We start from the raw sequence: 21119 nt of genomic DNA, 5'->3' as shown, positions 1-21119 counted from the left end.
GCGACTCGCGCGGTCTGCCGCATGCGGCAGGGGCAAAGGTTCATGTGGTCGTATGGGGCGCGCCCGTCACGGCGCGGCCAGCACGGAGGTGACGGCTCCGAGGAGCTCCTCCCGCCTGATGGGTTTGCTCAGGCACTGCTTGGCGCCCATGAGCCTGGCCCACTTCAGATAGTCCGTCGCACCGCCGCGCCCTCCGGCGGACATGGCGATGATGCGTATGGCGCTGTCTTCCTTGCGCAGCTCCCGGATGATCTGGATGCCTTCCTTGTCCGGCATGATGAGGTCCGTGATGACCAGATCGAATTTCCCGCTACGGTACTTCTGCAGCCCTTCCTCGCCGTTGTAGGCCTGGGCCACCTCGTACCCCGCGGAGACGAGGATTCTGGCCAGGGCCAGACACATGAGCTTGTCGTCGTCGATGACAAGGATACTCTGCATGGCGGCCTTCTGTGCGGCATCGCCGGACTCGGGGGGGGTGTTCGCTATTTCAGCCATATCTCGACCCGGCGGTTTCTTTCCCGGCCGATACGGGATTCGTTGGGTTCCACGGCTTCCTCCTCCCCTGCGGCCAGCACGGTGATGTTGCGCAGGCCCCTGCTCCGGAGCATATCGGCGACAACCTCGGCGCGCTTGACGGCCACGGCCAGATTGGAGGCGTAATCTCCGACGGAATCGGAAAAACCGACAAGGATGACGGCCTTGGCCGCGTTGGCAGGCTCCTTCATCATGGCCGTGACACGGCCGGCGTCCTGCATGGCCTGGGCGTCGGGCTCCAGACTCGAAGACTGGAAACGGAACACGATGGGGAGCCGCTCGGCGCCGTACACCCCGTCCAGGTATTCCTGCAGGACGGCCTTGCGTGTCCCGTCGGGCACGACCTCCCCGTCGAGCTGCACAAGCCTCGGCAAGGGGCCGCTGATGGCCGGGGCCTTGAGGACCGATGGCGCTCCGGGCCGGAAAATCGACGGGAGATTCGAAGCGGCCTGCTGCGCACCCGAAACATGGGTCTCGGCCGCGGCGGTGCCCGCAAGCTCTCCAAGCGTCACGAAACCGAACTTCCCGACGATCTTCTGCCCGGCGTCAGACAGGCACAGTCTGATGAACTCCCGGGCGTGGACATTGCTCGAATCGCCCCGGACATAGAGATACATGCTCCTGCTGGCCGGGTAGGCCAGGGAGCGGATGCTGTCCGTGCCGGGGAGAACGGGCTCGGAATCGGCGCCGGCCTTGAGGGGCATCTCGCGGCACGGGCCGGCCAGAGTGATGCTGCAGAAGCCGATGCCCCAGAGGTCGCGGGCAATGAACTCGGGCAGCTGGGACTGGACGTCGACCTCACGCGCGTCGGGGGAAATCGGCCGCGAGCCGAGAAAGACGCTCTCGAAAAAGCCGCGCGTGGCGAAGGTGTCCTTGAGGGCGAAGACATTGATCTTCGCGGACGGCCCGCCGACCTGATCCCAGTTGGTGATCTCGCCGGCGAAAATTTTCCCGACCTGATCCAAAGTCAGGGCCTTGACCGGGTTGTCCCTGTGCACGACCACGGACACCGCGTCCATGCCGAGCCTGTGCTCGCTCTCGCCGGTGATGGCGATCCCGCCCATGGATCTGGCGTCGACGGGCGAGAGCCTGTGCGCGGCCAGGGCCACGTCGCACTGCCCGTCCTTGAGGGCCATGAAACCGAACTGCGTGCCGCGGCCCTGGATTTCGATCTTGCGGATCTCCTTGGCGGCGAAGAAAATGCCCTGCACCGAAAATTCGTCCGCCCCCGCGCCCGGGACGACCTTCACCTCGTCGGCGCCCGACTGCCTGAGATAGAGCTGCGCGAGTTCGGGCGCGAGCCTCCCGGCCAGGGTGCTCGCACCGGCGAAGGTCAGGATGGTCTGCTCCGAAAAGGGGGCCGGAATGTACACGCCCTCCACGCGCCCGCCGGTTTCGCCCTTCTTCAGCATGACGGGCGCCGGGGCTTCCCAGCCGGGAATGTCCCTGAACTCCACGAGATAGATGTTCCCGGCGTCCTGCATTTCGCCCGGCGCCTGCCACTGGCTGACCACCCGCCACTGGCCGCCGGCCTGGGCCGCCTCCTGCGGGGCGATGGACACCTGCCCGACGATGCGCCCGGATCCCAGGGACAGCAGATCGGGCCAGACGGCCAGGGCCCCGACGAAGGCGACGGCGACCAGCGCCACCAGGACAAGCACCACACACCATGTTTTGCCCGCGGAACGCGCGCCGTCCACTTCAGTCATCGATACAGCTCCTTACTCGCATCGCCACGTCCGTCCACTCCCGTCAGGGAAGAATGTATCTGCCCAGAACCGTGTCGAAACCGCTCGTGTCCCGGAAAACCGCGCCCACCTTGAGACCGCGGACGGAGGTGATCTCGATTTCCTTTTCCAGGGGAGACTGGTCCTCGTCGTCAAGCAGAAAGCGGATGACCACCACATCGCCCACGCCGAGCGCACATCTCTCGGATTTGAAGCCGATCCCGGTCAGCGACAGATCGGTGACGTGCACATCCCCCAATGGCTCAAGCGTCTCGAAGGACGGGTAGAGGAGCCCGTGCAGGGAAGTTTCCTTGCGATAGAATTTGCGAAAATTGAAAGACACTTTGAACTTGTGCGCACAACGCCGGCACGTTGCGTTCACTTTCCAATGGGAGACATCCTTGATCTTCTCGACGTTGATCGATTTTTCCAGATTGCAGAGCGGACAGCGGAATGAAACGACGATCTTCCTGTGCACGAAAACTTCGACATCCGAGGATTTGCTTTCATTCATTCTTTTCTGTCTCGCGTTGAAGTGTGCAGGCCGGGAACAAACCGGTACCAACCGCCGCCACGGCACGGCCATCCGGCCCCATCTCGTCGGACATTGCCGTTGATGTCACGCACCGCCGCATGTTTCAAGGGAAAATGGGACTCCCTCCGATGCGGGATCGCCGCAGGACGGCGTCCTTCATGCACGATCCCGTCCCGCCCGACGCGTCCGCTCCGCAGCGCCGTCGAAGACGTCGTCACCACCATCGCCCCGCGTCTGCGGCCATCCATCCCCCCGTTGTCGTCGGATATGTGAGATATCATTATCAATCTTTATCAATAAAGCAATCCATATCATGAATTCTCTTCAACACGTTGGTAAAGTGCATGCATATCTCTTGACTGCTGATGTGTTGCCATATGCGTGGAAGAACGCATCGTGCGCATCCGGTTGACACCTCCGGACAACTGGACAAGTATTGATGATGCCAAGCGCCCGCCCACTGCAGACACGCATCCCGGAGCATGAACCCGCATCCGGGTTGTGGTCGTCCCGGAACCTGCTGCCCGTGCGCCGGCGGCAGACCGGCGCCGACGGCACCCGCAAGCTGCTCCTTGGGCTTGATGACGGGCAGTCCGTGGAAACCGTCATCATGACCATGCCCAGGTCGCACACCCTCTGCCTCTCCACGCAGGTCGGCTGTCCCGTGGGCTGCACCTTCTGCCGCACGGGCGGCTCGGGCTTCGTCCGCAACCTGACCGCAGACGAACTCCTGGCCCAGATCGCGACCGCCAGCGAGGAACTCCGCGCCGCCACGGGCCGGTTGCCCGAGCGGGCCGTGTTCATGGGCATGGGCGAACCGCTGCTCAATTTCGCAGCCCTGCGCGGCTGCCTGGAAACCCTCACGCGGGCCAGCGGGCCGCATTTGTCCTGGAGGAAGATTCTGGTATCGACAGTCGGCATCCCCGACCGTCTCGACGAACTCGGACGCCTGCGGCTGGCCCTGCCCGCCGTCTCCCTGCACGCCCCGACCCAGGACCTGCGGGACAGGCTCATGCCCGGCGCGCGGGCCTGGCCCCTGCGGGAGCTCATCCCCTCCCTGATGCACTACCCCCTGCCCGGACGCGAGCGCGTGACCGTCGAGTACATCCTCATCCGCGACGCCAACGACGCAGACCAGCACGCGCGCCTGCTCCACGAACTTCTCGGGGACATGCGCGCCAAGATCAACCTCATCCCGTGCAACCCCGTGCAGGGTTCCCCCCACCGGGCACCGGACCGGGAACGAACCGAAGGCTTCGCGGCCGCCCTCAAGGCCCTGGGCCGCACCGCCTTCGTGCGGCGCAGCCACGGCCCGGACATCATGGCCGCCTGCGGCCAGCTGCGCGGCCGCCACCTCGCGGACGGGACCGGGATGGACAGCTGCCAGGAGACACGACCATGAACCCGCGACGCGTACACGTCCTGAAATCTGCCCCGGAAGGCCGAGGGCCGGTGCTGTACTGGATGCACCGCGACTTCCGGGCGACCGACAACTGGGGCCTGACCCACGCCAGGCTCGAAGCCCTGCGCCTGGGGCGGCCCGTGGCCGCCGTCTTCTGCCTGACGCCGTCCTTCGGCGCTGCCACGGCGGCGCACTACGACTTTCTCCTGCAGGGCCTGGAGGAAACCGCCGCGGCCCTGCGCCTGGACGGCATCCCCCTCTTCGCCCTGCGCGGGGAGCCCGGCAGGGAGGTCGCCGCCTTCGCCCGCGCCCACGACGCGGCTCTTGTCGTCACGGACTTCGACCCCCTGCGGGCCAAGAAAGACTGGATCGAAGATCTGCTGAACGAAAGCGTCCAGCCGGTCCTGGAAGTGGACTCCCGCAACATCGTCCCGGCCCGTGTGGCCACGGACCGCCGCGAGTACATGGCCAAGACGATCCGGCCCAGAATCCGGCGACAGCTGCACGAGTTCCTGGACGACTTCCCCACGCTGCCGCCCCACCCGCACCCATTGCCGGGTGGGAAGGACCCGGCGGACATCGCAGGCCTGCGCTCCGGCCTGCGGGCCGCCTCCCCCGCGCGCCAGGAGTTCCTTGTGCAGCCGGGCGAGGCCGCGGGGCGGGCCCTGCTCGATGACTTTCTGGATCATCGCCTGCGCGGCTACCTGGATCGCAACGACCCGAACCGGGACGTCTGCTCCAACCTTTCGGCGCACCTGCACTTCGGCATGCTCTCGGCCCAGCGCGTTGTGCTCGAAGTCATGGGCCGCAAGCTGTCCGGCGAGCACGTGGACTCGTTTCTGGAGGAACTCATCGTCCGCCGCGAGCTTTCGGACAACTTCTGCCTGCACACCCCGGACTACGACCGTGAATCCGGCTTCCCGGCCTGGGCCCGGGAAACCCTGCACCGACACCGCAAGGACCCGCGGCCGGCCATCTATTCCCAGGAGGAACTCGAAGGGGCCCGCACCCACGACCCCCTGTGGAACGCGGCCCAGACCCAGATGGTCCGCTGCGGCAAGATGCACGGGTACCTGCGCATGTACTGGGCCAAGAAGATCCTGGAGTGGTCGCCGTCGGCCGAGGACGCAATGCGAGCGGCCATCCTCCTCAACGACCGCTACAGCCTCGACGGCCGCGACAGCAACGGATACACGGGCATCGCCTGGTCCATCGGCGGCGTGCACGACCGCGGCTGGACCGAACGGCCGGTTTTCGGCAAGATCAGGTACATGAACCTGGCCGGCGCGCGCCGGAAATTCGACGTCGACCGTTTCGTCCGTTCCTGGCTCCCCGGCCAGGACGCTCCGCCAACCCGACCCTAGGAATCCCGAATGCCAGCTTCGCAGGTCCGGATTCTCCTCGCGCTCTGCCTGACCCTGGCGGTCTGCCTCGGCCCGCTGCCGGGGTTCGCGGCGCCCGTGGAGTACACGGTGGACATCCCGCCGCTGCCCGAAGACCTCACCCCTCTGCTGGCCTCGGTTTCGGACTGCGTGGGGCTGCGGGAAAACCCGCCGGATTCCCCCGGCCTGCTGCGCAAGCGCATGCGCGGCGATGTCGAATCCTTCGCCCGCGCCCTGGACTCCAGGGGATATTTCCAGGCATCCATCGAAGGCGAGCTCGACATGGACGCACGCCCGGCAACGGTGCGCTTCCGCATCGACCCTGGCTCACGCTTCGTCTTCGCCAGGCCCGAACTGATCCTGCGGCCCGCAGACCCCGTCGCAGGCAGCCTCATGAGTGACACGCTCCGAGGCATCGAGGCCGGGTCGGGCTACTCCTCGGGCACGGTCCTCGATGTGGAGACCGCCCTCCTCGAACGGCTCAAGGAATACGGTTATCCCTCGCCGGTCCCGGTTTCGCGCGATGTGGCGGCCGATCACGCCACCCGGGAAGTGCACGTCACGTACATCATCGACCCCGGACGGGCAGCCGTGTTCGGGGAAACCGAAATTTCAGGGCTTAAGAGCCTCTCCCAAGATTTCGTCACCCCGGAACTGGAATGGAGCGCAGGCGCCCCCTATGACCGGCGTCTGGTGGACAAGACCAGGGAAAACCTCATCCGCACCGGGCTCTTCCGCTCGGTCCGCATCGACCCGGAGCATCAGCCCGGCGCGAGCAGCGTGACCATGCGCGTGACCCTGCTCGAAGCCCCGCCGCGCACCGTCCGAGCGGGCCTGTGGCACTATTCCGACCTGGGCCTCGGGGCCGGGCTGGGGTGGACGCACCGCAACATCTTCGGTGCCGGTCAGGAGCTGCGGCTGGACACGTCGATCTCGGAAAACCTGCAGCAGGCCGGTTCGGAGCTGATCCTGCCCAACATGGGCCGTCCCCGCCAGAGCCTGGGCCTTGCGGCCAGGTACAAGAACGAGCTCACCGACATCTACGACGCCACCAACCTCATCCTGTCCGCCATGGTCCGGCGCCCCCTGTCGGAGTTCGAGGTCGGCTACGGTCTCGGCTACCGCCTTGCGCGCGTGGACGACGACGAGCTGCGCACCTTCAACCTCGTCTCCGCGCCGCTCATCGCGGAGTTCTCGAACGCCGACAACCCGCTGGAACCCACCACTGGGCTGACCCTGGCCGCGCGCGCCGAGCCCTTCCTCGGCATTGACCAGAGCGACGCGTCCTTCGTGTTCTGGGACGTCTCGGGCCGCCACTACCTGCCCCTGACCAGGGACAGGTCCCTCGTCCTGGCCACCCGCGGCCGCTACAGCCTCCTGGCCGGCACCAGCCGGGAGAGCATCCCCGAGGACATGCTCCTCTACGCCGGCGGCGGCGGGTCCATCCGCGGGTACGCATACCAATACGCAGGCCAGCTCGACGAGGACGACGCCCCCCTGGGCGGCGTGAGCGCCGTGGATTTCTCCGCGGAACTGCGCTGGCGCATCAACCGGGAGTACGGGTTCGTCATCTTCGGCGACGGCGGCGGCGCGTTCTCGGGGCGCAGCCCGGCCGAGAAGGAGGAATATTTCTGGGGCACGGGCGCGGGGCTGCGCTACTACACCCCCATCGGCCCCATCCGCCTGGACGTGGCGGTGCCCCTGGACCGCCGGGACGGCATCGACGACCCGTTCCAGCTCTACATCAGCCTGGGGCAGGCCTTCTGATGACCGCGCTTCCGCAGCCCATGCGCAGGAGGATCCTCCTCGCCCTGGCCGCCGTCCTCGCCGCGACGGCCCTGCTCGCCGCCCTCGCCCTGGGCACCGGCCGCGGCAGGCAGGCGCTCCTGGACGCCATCGACGGCCTGACGGCCGGGCCGCAGTTCCGTCTCGAAATGCGGGGCCTGCGCTTGGGAGGGGAGTGGAATCTTGAAGAGCTGACCGTCAGCGACGCCGCGGGGCCATGGCTGCGCGCGGAGGGCATCAGCGTCCGCCCCGTGCTGGGGGATTTGCTCCTCGGCCGCATCACCCTGGACCATCTGGGAGTGGGGACCCTCGCCGTGGACCGTCTCCCGGCCGCCGGGGAATCCGGGGGCGGTACGGGCGGGCCTGGGCTTCGCATCCGCAGCATCGACGCCGGAGAGATCCGGATCGGAGAGGCTGTGGCCGGGCACGAGGCGCTCCTCTCCCTCCACGGCGCCGCCGAGCTTGACGCGCGGGAAGCGCGGGCCAGGCTGCAGCTGGCGAGGCTCGACCGCGACGGCGACGCCCTGGGCCTGGAGGGACGGGTCCATTTTACCAGGCGCGAGCTGGACGTGCGTCTGGACCTGCACGAGGCACCGGGGGGCCTGCTGCATACCCTCGCCCATGTGAACGGTACCGAGGGCATTTCCCTGAGGGTTTCGGGCGGCGGGCCTTTCCGTGCCTGTCCGCTGACCCTGGAGGGCAGCCTGTCCGATGTCCTGACGCTCTCCGGCAACGCCACCCTGAATCTCGATGACGGACCGCAGATGACGCTGCAGGCCGGCTTCACTCCCGGTCCTGCCTGGACCGATTGGTCGGGACTGCCGCCCGAGAGTGTCGACATCACGGCCAGCGGCTCGTGGCGGGAACCGGCCTTGCACCTGGACAGGCTCGACGCGCGAAGCCGCATCGCGGACATCGGTGGCAACGCAACCTGGGACAGCGTCTCGGGCGAACTCGACGCCCGGCTTGAAGGCCGGGCAAAGGACCTGCACGCCTTCATGACGCCCGCCGTCAGTCCCGGAACGGCATCCGCCCAGGCCGTGCTGCGGCTGGACGGCGACGGCCTGCATGCACGCGTGCAGACCAGCCTTGCGGACTGGCGTCTGTCCGGCAAGGCATTGTCCGCAGCGAACGCGGACCTCGCCCTGGAAATGCCTGCGGAACTGAGCCGCTGGAAGGCCCGGGGGGAAATGCACGCCACGGCCCCCGACCTGCCCGAAGGCATGCGCGCCTGGAACGCCAACGCCACGCTGGACGGCGATTTCGAGTCCATCGCCGTCGATGGGCTTCTCCTGGCCTCGGAAAAGATATCCTTTGATCTCAGCGGCCGGCTCGGCCGGGAGATCGACGTCGCGGCCAGGATCGACGCGCGGCAAATCCCCATGGGAACCGACGTGCCCGGGCTTTCCGGTTCCTTCGTTTCGACCCTGAAGGGTGCGATGGGGCCCGATACACGCCGCCTGTCCGGAGATTTAGCCGTGAACGCGACCGGCATCGAGGGTCTCCCACTGGAAATCGAAGAACTGCTGGGCCGCGACGGCCGCCTCCTGGCCGCCTTCGAGGCCGGACCCGAACGCGTCCTGATCCGGGAAGCCGCTCTGCGCGCCCGCGCCCTGGTCACCATGAACGGCGAGTTCGACCCGGTTTCATCGCGCTTCCGGACCGGATTCGACGCCACCCTGCCCGCCCTGCGCCGGGAGGGCCTGAGCCTGCAGCATGGCGCATCCGTGCGCGGCACGGCCGAAGGCGCGCTGTCCTCTTTCGATCTGAAATTGACCGCGCAAAGCGTCGCCGTCGCGGTAGCCGGGCTTGAACTGAAGGACCTGAAAGCCGACGCCTCCCTGCTGGGTCTTCCGAAACTCCCGACCATGAACCTCGCGGCCGAAGCGCAATCGGCAGGCCAACCCGCAAGCCTGCGCATCGAGGCCGCGCCGACAGGCCGGGACGTGCGCGTGTCCCGCTTCCTCCTCGAAGCCCCCGGCACGAAGATCCAGGCTGCAGGCGACCTCGACCCGGCCACGCTGCTTTTTGCCGGAACCGTGGACGTTTCGAGCGAGGACCTCGGCGTCCCGGGGCGGATTCTGGGCCGGGACCTGCAGGGGAGCGTTTCCGCCCGGGCCGAGATGACCAGGGACAAGGGCGCCCAGCACGTCCGCGTCGAGGCCGGCGGCAAGGGCATCGGCGTCATGGGCCTGGACATCGGCCGGGCATCGGTCACAGGCCAAACGGTCTGGCCCGATCCGCTGCGCGGGACGGACATCCGGGCCGACCTCGACTCCGTGGCCCTTGGCGCCCTCAGGGCGGACCGGATCACGGGATCGCTTCGGGGCGCCGGCCAGGGGCTGGCCTTCGACCTGGGTCTGAGCAGCGCCCAGGCCCAGACCGACATCGAGGCCAAGGGGTTCTTTTCTTCATCCCCGGCCCGGCTTCGCGTCGACACCGTGCAGGGCGTTGCCCTGCGGGAACGGGTGCAGCTCGAATCCCCGCTCGACGTGACCTGGGGGCCCGGCCGGGCCGAGTGGCGCGAGGCGGTCCTCGGTTTCGGCCGCGCCAGGCTGACCAGCCGAGGGGCCGTCGCACCGGACAGGACCGACATCTCGGCCGAACTGCGCGACATGAACCCGGCCATGCTCCGCGCTGCCTTTCCGGGCATGCCCAGGGCCCGCGTCAACGCGCGGCTGCATGTCCGGGGGCATCCGGAGGACCCGGACGCGGTGCTGGAAATGGAGGCCCGGGACATCCGCGTCAGGGCGGCCGGAATCGGCAACCTTCAGGATCTCGGGGCGACGGCCCAGGTCCGCCTGGGGCGCGACCTCCTGGACGCGAGGGCAACCGTGGATTCGGCCAGCGGGATCGCCCTGGATGCGCAAATGTCCTGCCCCGTCCGGGCCGGACTGACATCCGTCGACGTGAGCCCCGGCGCCCCCCTCTCCGGCCGGATCGGTGGGTACGCCGAACTCGCCACCCTGCCCACTCTCCTGCGCCTGGACGACCAGGCAGTGGCGGGCAAATGCGAACTCGACTTCCGGGTCGGCGGGACATGGGCGAATCCCGCCCTGACCGGCTCGGCCAGGGTCCGCGGAGGCCGCTACGAGAACTTCCGCAGCGGCACGGCCGTGGAGTCGGCCGATGTGGACGCTCTGGCCAAGGGCTCGATCATCGAACTGAACGCCACGGCCACCGACGGCGAGGCGGGCAGAGCCGCCGGACGCGGCACGGTGGATCTGGACGCCCTGTCCTACGTCTTCGATGTCGACCTCGCGACCTTCCGCCTGCTGCGGCTGGATCTGTTCCAGGGCACGGCCGCAGGCCCCTTCCGCTTCGGCGGCGACCTGGACGCGGCCGCCCTGTCGGGCAACCTGACCCTGGACCCGGCCGCCATCGCCCTGCCCAGGTCCACGGCCAAGGAAGCTCCGCATATCGACGTCCGCGAGATCAACGCCAATGCCACCGGAAACCACACACCGGCTGCCGAACCGCACTTCCTCATCGGGATGGACCTGAACGTGGACATCCCCGCCCGGCTCACGGTCAAGGGGCGCGGCCTCGATTCGGAATGGGGCGGCCGTCTTCACATCGGCGGGAGCCATGTCCGCCCCGCCGTGAGCGGCGAGATGAACCTCCTGCGCGGCACCTTCGACTTCCTCGACCGCATCTTCGACCTGACCAAGGGATCCCTTCTCCTGGCCGGGGAAACCCCGCCCAACCCCTTCCTGGACATGCTCGGCGAAACCCGCGTCCTTGACACCCTCGTGCAGGTCCACCTGAACGGTCCGGCCAGGAATTTCCGCCTGAGCCTGACCTCGATCCCGGCCCTGCCCCAGGACGAACTCCTGGCCATGATCCTCTTCGGCCGCTCCATGCGTGAGATCTCGCCCCTGCAGGCCGTGGCCCTGGCCCAGGCCGCCGCTGAGATGACGGGCGTCGGGGCCGGCCTGGACGTGCTCGGGGCCGTCAAGTCACGGCTGGGCCTGCAGGAAGTCGATATCCGCAAGGACGAGGAGGACGAGACGTCCGTGGGGGTAGGCGGGTACGTCGGCGGGAAGTACTACATCCGGACGCAGCGAAGCGTGTCCGGACAGGACCGGACCAAGGTCGAGGTGCAGCTGACGCCGAAGATCAGCGTCGAGACGGAGGTCGGGACGGACTCCCGGCAGGGCGCCGGAATCAACTGGAAGCACGATTACTGAGAAAGGCCGGGTTCGATGGAGGCTAGAGGTCGTCCTCGGTCTCGGGGGACGCGGGCACGGCTTTGGCAGCCGCGGCGAAGATCTCCTGCAGCGCCCTGCCCCTGTCCTGAGCCAGCTGCTTCCATTTCTTCTTTTCCTTCTTCACGGCTTCGATGGTCAGGAGCAGGTCCTGGATGGTGTGGGCCGGGTACCCGTATTTGCCGTGCTTGCCCTTGCGCAGCTCTTCGTCGTTGCGCTCCTTGAGGGCCCGGAGCTGGCTGGAGGAGAGAATCATGGCTAACCGCTCACGGCCCGGACCTGGTCCATGTCCGTGTGCCCGTCCAGAACCTTGAGCATGCCGTCCTGCTTGAGGCTCAGCATCCCTTCGGTCACGGCCTGGGCGCGGATTTCCTCGGTGGGCTTGCGGTGCTTGATCTGCTGCTTGATGCCCGAGGAATTGACCATGAGCTCGTGGATGCCGAGCCGGCCCCTGTAGCCGCCCACGCACTGGGCGCAGCCGACCTTCTGGTAGAGGGTCCGCGGGCCGGCCAGATACTCCCTGGCGTGGGTCTCCCAGCCGGGGCCGAACTCCAGGGCCATCTCGTCGATCTCCTGCTGCTGCGGCGTGTAGGGCTTCTTGCAGTTGGGGCACAGGGTCTTGACCAGGCGCTGGGCCAGGACGCACAGCAGCGAATCGGCGAAATTGAACGGGTCGAGATCCATGTCCAGAAGGCGCGTCACGGTCTCGGGGGCGGAGTTGGTGTGCAGGGTCGAAAACACGAGGTGCCCCGTGAGGGACGACTCGACGCCGATGTGCGCCGTCTCCTTGTCGCGCATCTCGCCGATCATGATCACGTCCGGGTCGGCGCGAAGGAAGGAGCGCAGGGCCGAGGCGAAGGTCAGGCCGATCTTGGGGTTGACCTGCACCTGCCGCAGGCCCTCCTGGGTGATTTCCACCGGGTCCTCGGCCGTCCAGATCTTGCGCTCGGGCGTGTTGATGTAGCTCACGGCCGAGTGCAGGGTCGTGGTCTTGCCGGAGCCCGTGGGGCCGACCACGAGGATCAGCCCGTAGGGCTTGTAGATGAGCTTCTCGAAGGCGGACTTGTTCCGGGGCAGCAGGCCCAGCTTGTCCAGGGGCAGGGGCTTGCCCGAGGCCAGGACGCGCAGGACCACGTCCTCCATGCCCTCCAGGGTGGGGATGGTGGCCATGCGGTATTCGACGACCTTGTTGCGGTCCGGGAGCTTGATCTTGATCTTGCCGTCCTGGGGCAGGCGGCGCTCGGCGATGTCCAGGCTGGCCATGATCTTCAGGCGCGAGACGATGGGACGGGCCAGGGGCAGGCGCACCTTGCGGAACTCGTAGCACGTGCCGTCCAGACGGAAGCGGAACATGCAGAATTTCGAGTGCGGGTTGGGCTCGATGTGGATGTCCGAGACGTTCTTGCGCCAGGCCTCCACCAGCAGGGCGTTGACCATGCGCACGACCTCGCTGTCCGTGTCGCTGAGCTCCGCCTCGCCTTCATCGGCGGCCGACACCACGTCGCCGGCCTCGACGTCCTCGTCGAAGGCCGCAGCCAGATCCTCTCCGGCCCCGAACTGCTTGTAGAAATGCTCGATGTACTGCTCGATGTCCGAGGCCAGGGTGACCTTGGCCTGCACGTTCGACGTGCCGTAGATGAAGCGGATCTCGTCCAGGCGCCCCAGGTCGAAGGGGTTGGTCATGAGCACCGTGATGGTGTTGCCTTCCTGGGAAAACGGAATCCAGCCGTAGCGCTTGAGAAAATCGGGGTCCAGGCGGCGCTTCTCGAAAAGTTCGAAGGGCGGTTCCTTGGACGCGGAAAAGGGCACGAACTCCGTGCCGTAGAAGCGGGCCAGACTCTCGCCCAGATCCTTCTTGGCGACCTTGTATTCCTTGATAAGGACGCTGTCAGGGTCCTTGCCGTCAGCGGAAAGAACCTTGGAGAGCTGCTCGGCGCTGATGACGCCCTTGTCGAGAAGAAAGGAGTAGCGGCTGCTGCTCGACGCCACGGGGCGGGGGGTGAGGGCCTTGATGCGCTGCTCGATGCCCGGGAAGTCGGGGTCGAGGATGCGGACCTTCTCGAAAATGCGGCGCGCCTCGGAGATGTCTTCCTGATGCTGGTAGATGAGGCCGGCGCGGAAGTAGAGCTTGGCCGCGACCTTGGGGGGGTACTGATTCTCCCCCAGCACCTTGAGGGTGACCTCGGCCTGCTCCTGGACCTTGCCGAGCTTGTTCAGGCTGTCGAGCATGAGCCTGACCAGGTCGTAGGTGCGCAAGCCTTGTGCATAGCCGCTGCGGCAGATGTTCAGCACGCCTGCGTAATCGTCCTTGGCAAAGAGGCCCCAGGCCTTGGACAGGAGTTGTTCCTCTGTCAAAGGGGTTGACATGCGTCTCGCTCACCCATTGATCGATTGCCGGGCGGCCCGAGAGAGGGCCGCCCGGTAGCGGTGTTATTTCTTCAGCCAGGCCATCATGCCGCGCAGGCTGTCGCCGACCTGCTCCACCTGATGCTCGTGGCTCTGACGCCGGCGGGCCAGGAAGAACGGCAGGTTGGCCTTGTTCTCCAGGATCCAGTTGCGGGCGAAGGTGCCGTCCTGAATCTCTTCGAGGACCTTCTGCATGGCCTTGCGGGACTCGTCGTTGATGACCCGCGGGCCGGTCACGTAGTCGCCGTACTCGGCGGTGTCGCTGATGGAGTGGTGCATCTTCTTGAAGCCGCCCTCGTAAAGCAGGTCCACGATGAGCTTGAGTTCGTGCATGCACTCGAAGAAGGCGATCTCGGGCTGGTACCCGGCCTTGACCAGGGTCTCGAAACCGGCGCGGATGAGCTCGCTCACGCCGCCGCACAGCACGGCCTGCTCGCCGAAGAGGTCCGTCTCGGTCTCTTCGCGGAAGGTGGTCTCAAGGACGCCGGAACGGGTTCCGCCGACGCCGGCCGCGTAGGCCAGGGCCTTGGCCAGGGCCTGTCCCGTGGCGTCCTGGTGCACGGCCACCAGGCAGGGCACGCCGCCGCCCTTCTCGAACTCGCGGCGCACGAGGTGGCCGGGGCCCTTGGGGGCGATCATGACCACGTCCACGTCCTTGGGCGGGATGATCTGGTTGTAGTGGATGTTGAAACCGTGGCCGAAGACCAGGGTCTTGCCCGCGGTCAGGTTGGGCAGGATCTCTTCCTGGTAGACCTTGGGCTGGTACTGGTCCTGGACCAGGATCTGGATCAGGTCGGCCTTCTTGGCCGCCTCGGCCGCGCTGACGGGCTCGAAGCCGTGCTCGCGGGCCAGGTGCCAGTTGGCGCCGCCGGGACGCTGGCCGATGATGACCTGGACGCCCGAGTCGCGCAGGTTCTGGGCGTGGGCGTGGCCCTGGCTGCCGTAGCCGATGATGGCCACGACCTTGTCCTTGAGTATATTCAGATCGGCGTCCTTGTCGTAGTAAACTTTCATGGTTTCTCCTTCTCTCGTGGTTCGTGATGCCCGCTGCCGGGCCCCATTGCCAAATGGATCAGTCGGCGAGCTGCATGCTGCGCCGCATGGCCACGGTGCCGGCGCGGATGAACTCCTTCACGCCGAACCGCTGCAGCAGAGCCACGACGGCCTTGATCTTGCCCTGATCCCCGGTGATTTCGAGCGTCAGCTCGTCCGGGCTGACGTCGACGACCTTGCATCTGAAAATATCCGCGATCCTGAGCACCTCTGCCCGCTTGGAGTCCTCGGCACCGACCTTCATGAGCACGATCTCGCGCTCCACGGCCTGCAGGTGGGTCAGGTCCACGACCTTGATGACCGTGATGAGCTTGTGCAGCTGCTTCATGATCTGTTCGATGATCTGCTCTTCGCCGCTGGTGCAGATGGTGATGTGCGAAACCCCGTTTTCCAGGGTCGGGCCGACGTTCAGGGACTCGATGTTGAATCCGCGGCCGCTGAACAGGCCGACCACGCGGGACAGGACTCCGGGTTCGTTCTCGACGAGTATGGAAAGGACATGTCTCATGGCGGCCTCCTAAACCAGCAGCATTTCGGACAGGGCCGCACCGGCCGGGACCATGGGCGCGACGTTCTCCTCGGGCTCCACGCGCACGTCGACGATGACCGGGCCCGGGTAGGCGAAGGCCGCTTCCAGCGTCGACTCGAGATCCTCGGCCTTGTCGACCAGGTACCCCGCCGCCCCGTAGGCCTTGGCCAGGGCCACGAAATCGGGGTTGGTGTGCAGGCAGGTGGCGCAGTAGTTCTTCTTGTAGAAGAGCTCCTGCCACTGCCGGACCATGCCCAGGTAGCCGTTGTTGAGGATGACGATCTTGACGGGCACGTTGTAGCTCACGGCCGTGGCCAGTTCCTGGATGTTCATCTGGATGGACCCGTCGCCGGCGATGTCGACGACCAGCCTGTCAGGAAAGGCGAACTGCGCGCCGATGGCCGCCGGAAAGCCGTAGCCCATGGTGCCCAGGCCTCCGGAGGTCAGGAGGGTCCGGGGCTTCTTGTAGGTGTAGAACTGCGCGGCCCACATCTGGTTCTGCCCCACCTCCGTGGAGATGATGGCCTCGCCCTTGGACAGCTCGTAAATCTTCTCGACCACCCACTGCGGTTTGATGGCCCCGCCGTTCTTGGCGTAATTCAGGGGATACGTGGCCTTCATCTGGGCCAGGGAGGCGTTCCAGTCGGAATGCTTGTCCTTCCAGTCCACGCCCTTGATCCGGGCCACCTCCTCGATGAGCCCTTCGAGCCCCTGCTTGCAGTCGGCCACGATGGGCACGTCAACGACCACGTTCTTGCTGATGGAGGTGGGGTCGATGTCGATGTGGATGATCTTGGCCCGCGAGGCGAAGGCGTTGACGCGGCCCGTGACCCGGTCGTCGAAGCGCGCGCCCACGGAGATGAGCACGTCGCAGCTGTTGATGGCCATGTTGGCCGTGTAGGTGCCGTGCATGCCGAGCATGCCGAGCCAGTTCGGGTTGTCGCCCGGAAAGGCCCCCAGGCCCATGAGGGTCGTGGTCACGGGCAGGTGGAACTCCTCCGCCAGCCTGGTCAGCGCCGCGGCGCTGTCCGAGGAGACCACGCCGCCGCCGGCGTAGATGACGGGCTGGCGGCTCAGGGCGATGAGTTCGGCGGCCTTGCGCAGCTGCTTGCGGTTGGGGTTCACGTTGGGGTTGTAGCTGCGGATGCTGATGCTCTCGGGATAGGAAAATTCCGTGACGGCGTTGACCACGTTCTTGGGCAGATCGATGAGGACAGGCCCCGGCCTGCCTGTCCGCGCGATATAAAACGCCTGTTTTATGGTCGTCGCCAGGTCGGCGACGTTTTTGACCAGATAGTTGTGCTTGGTGCAGGGCCGGGTGATGCCCACGATGTCGGCTTCCTGAAAGGCGTCGTTGCCGATCAGGTGCGTGGGCACCTGCCCCGTGATGACGACGAGGGGAATGGAATCCATGTAGGCCGTGGCGATCCCGGTCACGGTGTTGGTCGCACCGGGGCCGGACGTGACCAGGCATACGCCCACCTTGCCCGAGGCCCGGGCGTAGCCGTCCGCGGCGTGGACCGCGGCCTGCTCGTGCCGGACGAGAATGTGCCTGATGGGGTGCTTGGGCAGTTCATCGTAGATGTCGATGACCGCGCCGCCGGGGAAACCGAAAATCAGGTCGACCCCTTCCCGCTTCAGGCATTCCATGAGTATCTGGGCACCGGTGAGCACCATGGCTCCTATCCCTCCTGTTTCTTGTATTTTTCGAGCAGAGCCTGGATCCGGGTCTTCCCGGCCAGCTTCTTCTTCTTGTACTCCTTCACTTCGAGGTCTTCAGCGGGAGAAAGCGCCGCTTTTCCCGAATACCGCTCCAGGATCTTCTCGAAGCCCACATGTTCCTCCCACAGAGCCTTGAGTTCCTCGTCGTGACCCATGTGGGCCGCAATCAGTTCGAGGTCTTGCTGTTCCATAGGATGTCTCCTTAGCGTTATGGTTATCCTCATGCCCGGCCGGACAGGACGTCCCAGTCGGGCTCTTCCTCGGTCATCAGGAGCAGGTTCTTGTGCCGGGACCCGTGCCCGGACTCGATGACCACCTGCGGGGTCTTCATTCCGAAGAGCTCGGCCACAAATACTGTCAACGCGTTGTTGGCCTTGTTGTCAACCGCCGGGGCGCGCAGGCGTATCTTGAGATGGTCGCCGTGCATGCCCGCCAGTTCCGTCTTCTTCGCCCCGGGCTGCACCCAGAGGCTGATCCGCCACCCGCCGTCCTTGGCCGGGCCGGCCCAGACCGGACGGTCCTTCGCCACCATCGCCCCCTTAGAACATCATCTGCGACAGGAGCCGCGTCATGAAGACCTGGATGAACTTGATGGCCAGGACGACCACGAAGGGCGAAAAATCGATGCCGCTGAAATAGGTGAACGGCATCCACTTGCGGATCCGGTAGAAAACGGGCTCGGTCAGGGTCCGGATGCCGCGCACGATGGGGTTGTAGGGGTCGGGGTTGACCCAGGACATGACCACCGAGGCGATGACCACCCAGAAATACAGGGACAGGACGCTGTCCACCACATAGTATACGGCCGTGATCAGACTCGAAAAAACCGGCATGAAGCCTCCGTACGGATATATTCTTCCTGCGCGGCGCTGGGGCGGGATACTCCGAGCGCCCGGACCGCGCAAGCGTTAATCGATTATCTCGAAAAATCCCCTTTCAAACCATTGCCGCAGTTCATGGAAACTGTCCACATGGAGTTGGGCGGCCAGTTCCCGGTTCCGGTAGGCCCAGAACGGCACCCCCGCCCGCACCGTCGTCTCCTGGTCCACGGACGAATCCCCGAGGTAGGACATCGCCCCGGTGCCGAAGCCCCAGGCCTCGACGATGCACCGCAGCCCCTCGGGGTCGGGCTTGGGCCGGGAGACCTTGGCCGCGGTCATGACCGGGTCGAAGTAGCCGGTCAGGCCGAAGCGCTCCAGGACCAGTTCCATGGAGTTCTTGCGGTTGGTGTTGACGGCCATGCGCACCCCGCGCCGGGCCAGGTCCTCCACCAGCTCGAAGAGCCCCGGCTCGGGGATCATGCGGTCGATGAAGTCGTTGTAGGTCATGTGCCCCTGCACCTCGGCGGCCCTGGCCCTGAGCTCCGAGGGGATGATCCGGGCCATGGCCGCGTCCACGGTGTGCATGAACGCGTACTCCTCATCCTCGGGGCTCATGGGCTCAAGGCCCAGGGTCAGGAGGATGTGGTTGTAGTAGTGGCGGTTGACGTCGCGGGAGTCGAAGAGGACCCCGTCGCAGTCGAAGACCACGCCGCGGACGAGCCGCAGGTCGATACGGCGGGGCCGGCCCGCGCAAGATGGCATGGCTACTCCATGGCCTCCGGGAAATACTGCCCGGCGAGCTCGCGCAGCTTGAACTTCTGGATCTTGCCGCTGGCCGTCATGGGGTATTCGTCCAGGAAGGCCACGTACTTGGGTATCTTGTAGCGGGAGATCTGCCCGCGGCAGAAGTCGCGGATGTCCTCGGTCCCGTAGTCGAAACCCTCCTTGAGGATGACGAAGGCGCCGACCTCCTCGCCGTACTTGCGGCTGGGAACGCCGACCACCTGCACGTCCTTGATGCCCTCCATGCGGTACAGGAACTCCTCGATCTCGCGCGGGTAAACGTTCTCGCCGCCGCGGATGATCATGTCCTTGAGGCGCCCCGTGATGCTCAGGTACCCGTCCTCGTCCATGACGCCCAGATCGCCGGAGTGCATCCAGCCGTCGGGGTCGATGGCCTGGGCCGTGGCGTCGGGGTTGTTGTAGTAGCCCTTCATGACGTTGTAGCCGCGGCAGCAGACCTCGCCCTGCACGCCGGGGGCCACGGGCTCGCCCGTCTCGGGGTCGACCACGCGCACCTCGATCTCGGGCATGGCGCGGCCCACGGTGCGCGTGCGCTGCTCCATCGAATCGTTGACCCGCGTCTGGGTCATGACCGGGGAGGTCTCGGTCAGGCCGTAGCAGATGGTGATCTCCTTCATGTTCATGACGTCCATGACCTTCTCCATGACCGGCACCGGGCACGGCGAGCCGGCCATGATGCCCGTGCGCAGGGAGGACAGGTCGAACCTGGGGAAGGAGCGGTGTTCGAGCACGGCGATGAACATGGTCGGCACGCCGTAGAGGGCCGTGCACTTCTCCTCCTCAACCGCCGTCAGGACCAGCAGGGGGCTGAAGCCTTCGAGGATGACCAGCGTTGCGGCGTGGCTGATGGCCGCCAGGACGCCCAGCACGCAGCCGAAGCAGTGGAACAGGGGCACGGGCAGGCAGACCCGGTCCTTGTGGGTGAACTTCTGGTTTTCGCCGATCCAGAAACCGTTGTTGCCGATGTTGTAGTGGGTCAGCATGACGCCCTTGGGGAACCCGGTGGTGCCCGAGGTGTACTGCATGTTGACCACGTCGTGCGGGTCCAGGGAGGCCTGGCGCGCGCGGTAGTCCTCCTCGGAGGTCACGCGGCTCAGGGCCAGCAGTTCGGGCATGGAGTACATGCCGCGGTGCTTCTCCTGGCCGAGGAAGAAGACGCGCCTCAGGTCCGGGAACTTGTCGCTGCGCAGGTAGCCTCGCTCCTGGGTCTTGAGCTCGGGCACCAGCTCGTAGACCGTCTGCACGTAGTCCGTGTCGCGGAAGGAATCGATGAGCAGCAGGTTCTCGCACTCGGACTGCTTGAGCAGGTATTCGAGCTCGGCCTTCTTGTAGAAGGTGTTGACCGTCAGCAGGATGGCCCCGATCTTGGCCGTGGCGAACTGGAAGGCCACCCAGTACGGCACGTTGGTGGCCCAGATGGCGACCTTCTCGCCCTTCTGCACGCCCATGGCCATGAGGCCCTTGGCCAGATTGTCGACCAGTTCGCCGAACTCCCGGTAGGTCAAGCGGAAATTGCGGTCCACGTAGACCACGGCTTCGTTGTCCGGGTGCTGCATGATGGCTTCGTCGAGCATCTGCCCCAGGGTAATTTCTCGCAACGCTGGCTTGTCCATGACTCCCCCTTGGAATGATCCCGGACTATTCCGGAAAGTAGAGCACCGCATAGATGGAGGCCGGGGAGTCCCCGCTGCAGGCCACATGATGCGGAACGATGGAATTGAGATAGATGGAGTCGCCCTTGGAGAGGGTCAGCACCTCGCGGCCGTAGGTGACCTCGATGGCGCCGTCGTGCACGACGATGAACTCCTCGCCCTCGTGGCTCGAAAGCTTCCGCTCGGCGCAGGTCGACGGCATGATCTCGACGAAGAAGGGCTCCATGTGCCGGTCGGTCTTGCCGCGGCCCAGGGAGTAGAACTTCATGTCCACGGGGCAGTCCTTGCCGCCGAGCATGTTCAGGCCCGCCTCCCGTTGGCCCAGGCGCACGATGAGGGGGTCGTGGCCGAGTTCGTCGTCCAGGAAGGTGCCCATGCGCACGCCGAGCCCGCGGGCGACCTTGAGCAGGGGCCCCAGGGACGGGTAGACCGAATCCTCTTCGAGGGATTTGAGGAAGGAAAGCTGCAGGCCTGTGCGCGCAGCCAGATCTTCGAGGCTGATTTCGTTCATTTCCCGGTAACGCTTGATGCGTCTGCCGAGTTGCTCTTTGCTCATACT

General features: G+C 66.0%; 17 protein-coding genes and 1 pseudogene. 4 read left to right on the top strand and 14 right to left on the bottom strand.

Annotated features, from left to right (window positions below; translation table 11 throughout):
* Nucleotides 1-66: 66 nt before the first annotated feature.
* The 3 genes from ACZ5AC_RS01700 to ACZ5AC_RS01690 are packed head-to-tail and all read right to left on the bottom strand — an operon-like array spanning nucleotide 67 to nucleotide 2847.
* Complete coding sequence (locus ACZ5AC_RS01700; RefSeq protein ID WP_464249234.1) at nucleotides 67-438, bottom strand: response regulator transcription factor; 372 nt, start codon at nucleotides 436-438, stop codon at nucleotides 67-69.
* A gap of 44 nt (nucleotides 439-482) precedes the next feature.
* Nucleotides 483-2243, bottom strand: coding sequence for a phosphate ABC transporter substrate-binding/OmpA family protein (locus ACZ5AC_RS01695; protein ID WP_464249233.1), 1761 nt, complete (start codon nucleotides 2241-2243; stop codon nucleotides 483-485).
* A 43-nt stretch (nucleotides 2244-2286) separates the two neighbouring features.
* Complete coding sequence (locus ACZ5AC_RS01690; protein WP_464249232.1) at nucleotides 2287-2847, bottom strand: PilZ domain-containing protein; 561 nt, start codon at nucleotides 2845-2847, stop codon at nucleotides 2287-2289.
* Between the two features lie 388 nt (nucleotides 2848-3235).
* Between ACZ5AC_RS01690 and rlmN the strand changes: the two genes are divergently transcribed.
* From rlmN to ACZ5AC_RS01670, 4 genes are read left to right on the top strand one after another with little or no spacing between them, the layout of a single operon-like run.
* Entirely contained in the window at nucleotides 3236-4198 is a 963-nt protein-coding gene (rlmN, locus tag ACZ5AC_RS01685) for a 23S rRNA (adenine(2503)-C(2))-methyltransferase RlmN (protein WP_464249231.1), read from the top strand.
* Entirely contained in the window at nucleotides 4195-5562 is a 1368-nt protein-coding gene (locus tag ACZ5AC_RS01680) for a deoxyribodipyrimidine photo-lyase (RefSeq protein WP_464249230.1), read from the top strand. Before rlmN ends, ACZ5AC_RS01680 begins: the two co-directional genes overlap by 4 nt.
* A 9-nt stretch (nucleotides 5563-5571) precedes the next feature.
* Nucleotides 5572-7347 (top strand): autotransporter assembly complex protein TamA, encoded by a 1776-nt coding sequence (locus tag ACZ5AC_RS01675; protein WP_464249229.1) that lies wholly within the window; start codon nucleotides 5572-5574, stop codon nucleotides 7345-7347.
* Nucleotides 7347-11555: a translocation/assembly module TamB domain-containing protein gene (locus tag ACZ5AC_RS01670; RefSeq protein ID WP_464249228.1), complete on the top strand. Its 4209-nt coding sequence runs from the start codon at nucleotides 7347-7349 to the stop codon at nucleotides 11553-11555. Before ACZ5AC_RS01675 ends, ACZ5AC_RS01670 begins: the two co-directional genes overlap by 1 nt.
* Before the next feature lie 22 nt (nucleotides 11556-11577).
* On the opposite strand, the gene ACZ5AC_RS01665 is transcribed toward ACZ5AC_RS01670, so the two are convergent.
* The 11 genes and pseudogenes from ACZ5AC_RS01665 to ACZ5AC_RS01615 all read right to left on the bottom strand — a co-directional run bounded on the left by ACZ5AC_RS01665 (nucleotide 11578) and on the right by ACZ5AC_RS01615 (nucleotide 21116).
* Nucleotides 11578-11829: a hypothetical protein gene (locus tag ACZ5AC_RS01665; RefSeq protein WP_464249227.1), complete on the bottom strand. Its 252-nt coding sequence runs from the start codon at nucleotides 11827-11829 to the stop codon at nucleotides 11578-11580.
* A 2-nt stretch (nucleotides 11830-11831) separates the two neighbouring features.
* Nucleotides 11832-13940 (bottom strand): ATPase, T2SS/T4P/T4SS family, encoded by a 2109-nt coding sequence (locus ACZ5AC_RS01660; protein WP_464249226.1) that lies wholly within the window; start codon nucleotides 13938-13940, stop codon nucleotides 11832-11834.
* Nucleotides 13941-14003: 63 nt separating this feature from the next.
* Nucleotides 14004-15011: pseudogene (gene ilvC, locus ACZ5AC_RS01655) on the bottom strand (ketol-acid reductoisomerase); the annotation flags it as partial.
* Between the two features lie 40 nt (nucleotides 15012-15051).
* Nucleotides 15052-15540, bottom strand: coding sequence for an acetolactate synthase small subunit (gene ilvN / locus ACZ5AC_RS01650; protein WP_464249225.1), 489 nt, complete (start codon nucleotides 15538-15540; stop codon nucleotides 15052-15054).
* A gap of 9 nt (nucleotides 15541-15549) precedes the next feature.
* Nucleotides 15550-17238: a biosynthetic-type acetolactate synthase large subunit gene (gene ilvB, locus ACZ5AC_RS01645; protein ID WP_464249224.1), complete on the bottom strand. Its 1689-nt coding sequence runs from the start codon at nucleotides 17236-17238 to the stop codon at nucleotides 15550-15552.
* A 5-nt stretch (nucleotides 17239-17243) separates the two neighbouring features.
* Nucleotides 17244-17474 (bottom strand): DUF465 domain-containing protein, encoded by a 231-nt coding sequence (locus tag ACZ5AC_RS01640; RefSeq protein WP_464249223.1) that lies wholly within the window; start codon nucleotides 17472-17474, stop codon nucleotides 17244-17246.
* Between the two features lie 29 nt (nucleotides 17475-17503).
* Nucleotides 17504-17812 (bottom strand): DUF167 domain-containing protein, encoded by a 309-nt coding sequence (locus ACZ5AC_RS01635; RefSeq protein ID WP_464249222.1) that lies wholly within the window; start codon nucleotides 17810-17812, stop codon nucleotides 17504-17506.
* A 10-nt stretch (nucleotides 17813-17822) separates the two neighbouring features.
* Nucleotides 17823-18116: a YggT family protein gene (locus ACZ5AC_RS01630; RefSeq protein ID WP_464249221.1), complete on the bottom strand. Its 294-nt coding sequence runs from the start codon at nucleotides 18114-18116 to the stop codon at nucleotides 17823-17825.
* 75 nt (nucleotides 18117-18191) lie between these two features.
* Entirely contained in the window at nucleotides 18192-18866 is a 675-nt protein-coding gene (locus tag ACZ5AC_RS01625; protein ID WP_464249220.1) for an HAD family hydrolase, read from the bottom strand.
* A gap of 2 nt (nucleotides 18867-18868) precedes the next feature.
* Nucleotides 18869-20521, bottom strand: coding sequence for an AMP-binding protein (locus ACZ5AC_RS01620; protein WP_464249219.1), 1653 nt, complete (start codon nucleotides 20519-20521; stop codon nucleotides 18869-18871).
* Nucleotides 20522-20546: 25 nt separating this feature from the next.
* Nucleotides 20547-21116, bottom strand: a complete 570-nt coding sequence (locus ACZ5AC_RS01615; RefSeq protein WP_464249218.1) for a helix-turn-helix domain-containing protein — start codon at nucleotides 21114-21116, stop codon at nucleotides 20547-20549.
* Between the last annotated feature and the right edge of the window lie 3 nt (nucleotides 21117-21119).

Source organism: Desulfomicrobium aestuarii (genome assembly GCF_055385525.1).
Note: the sequence above shows the minus strand (reverse complement) of the source record. Positions and strands in the feature narration are given on the sequence as shown.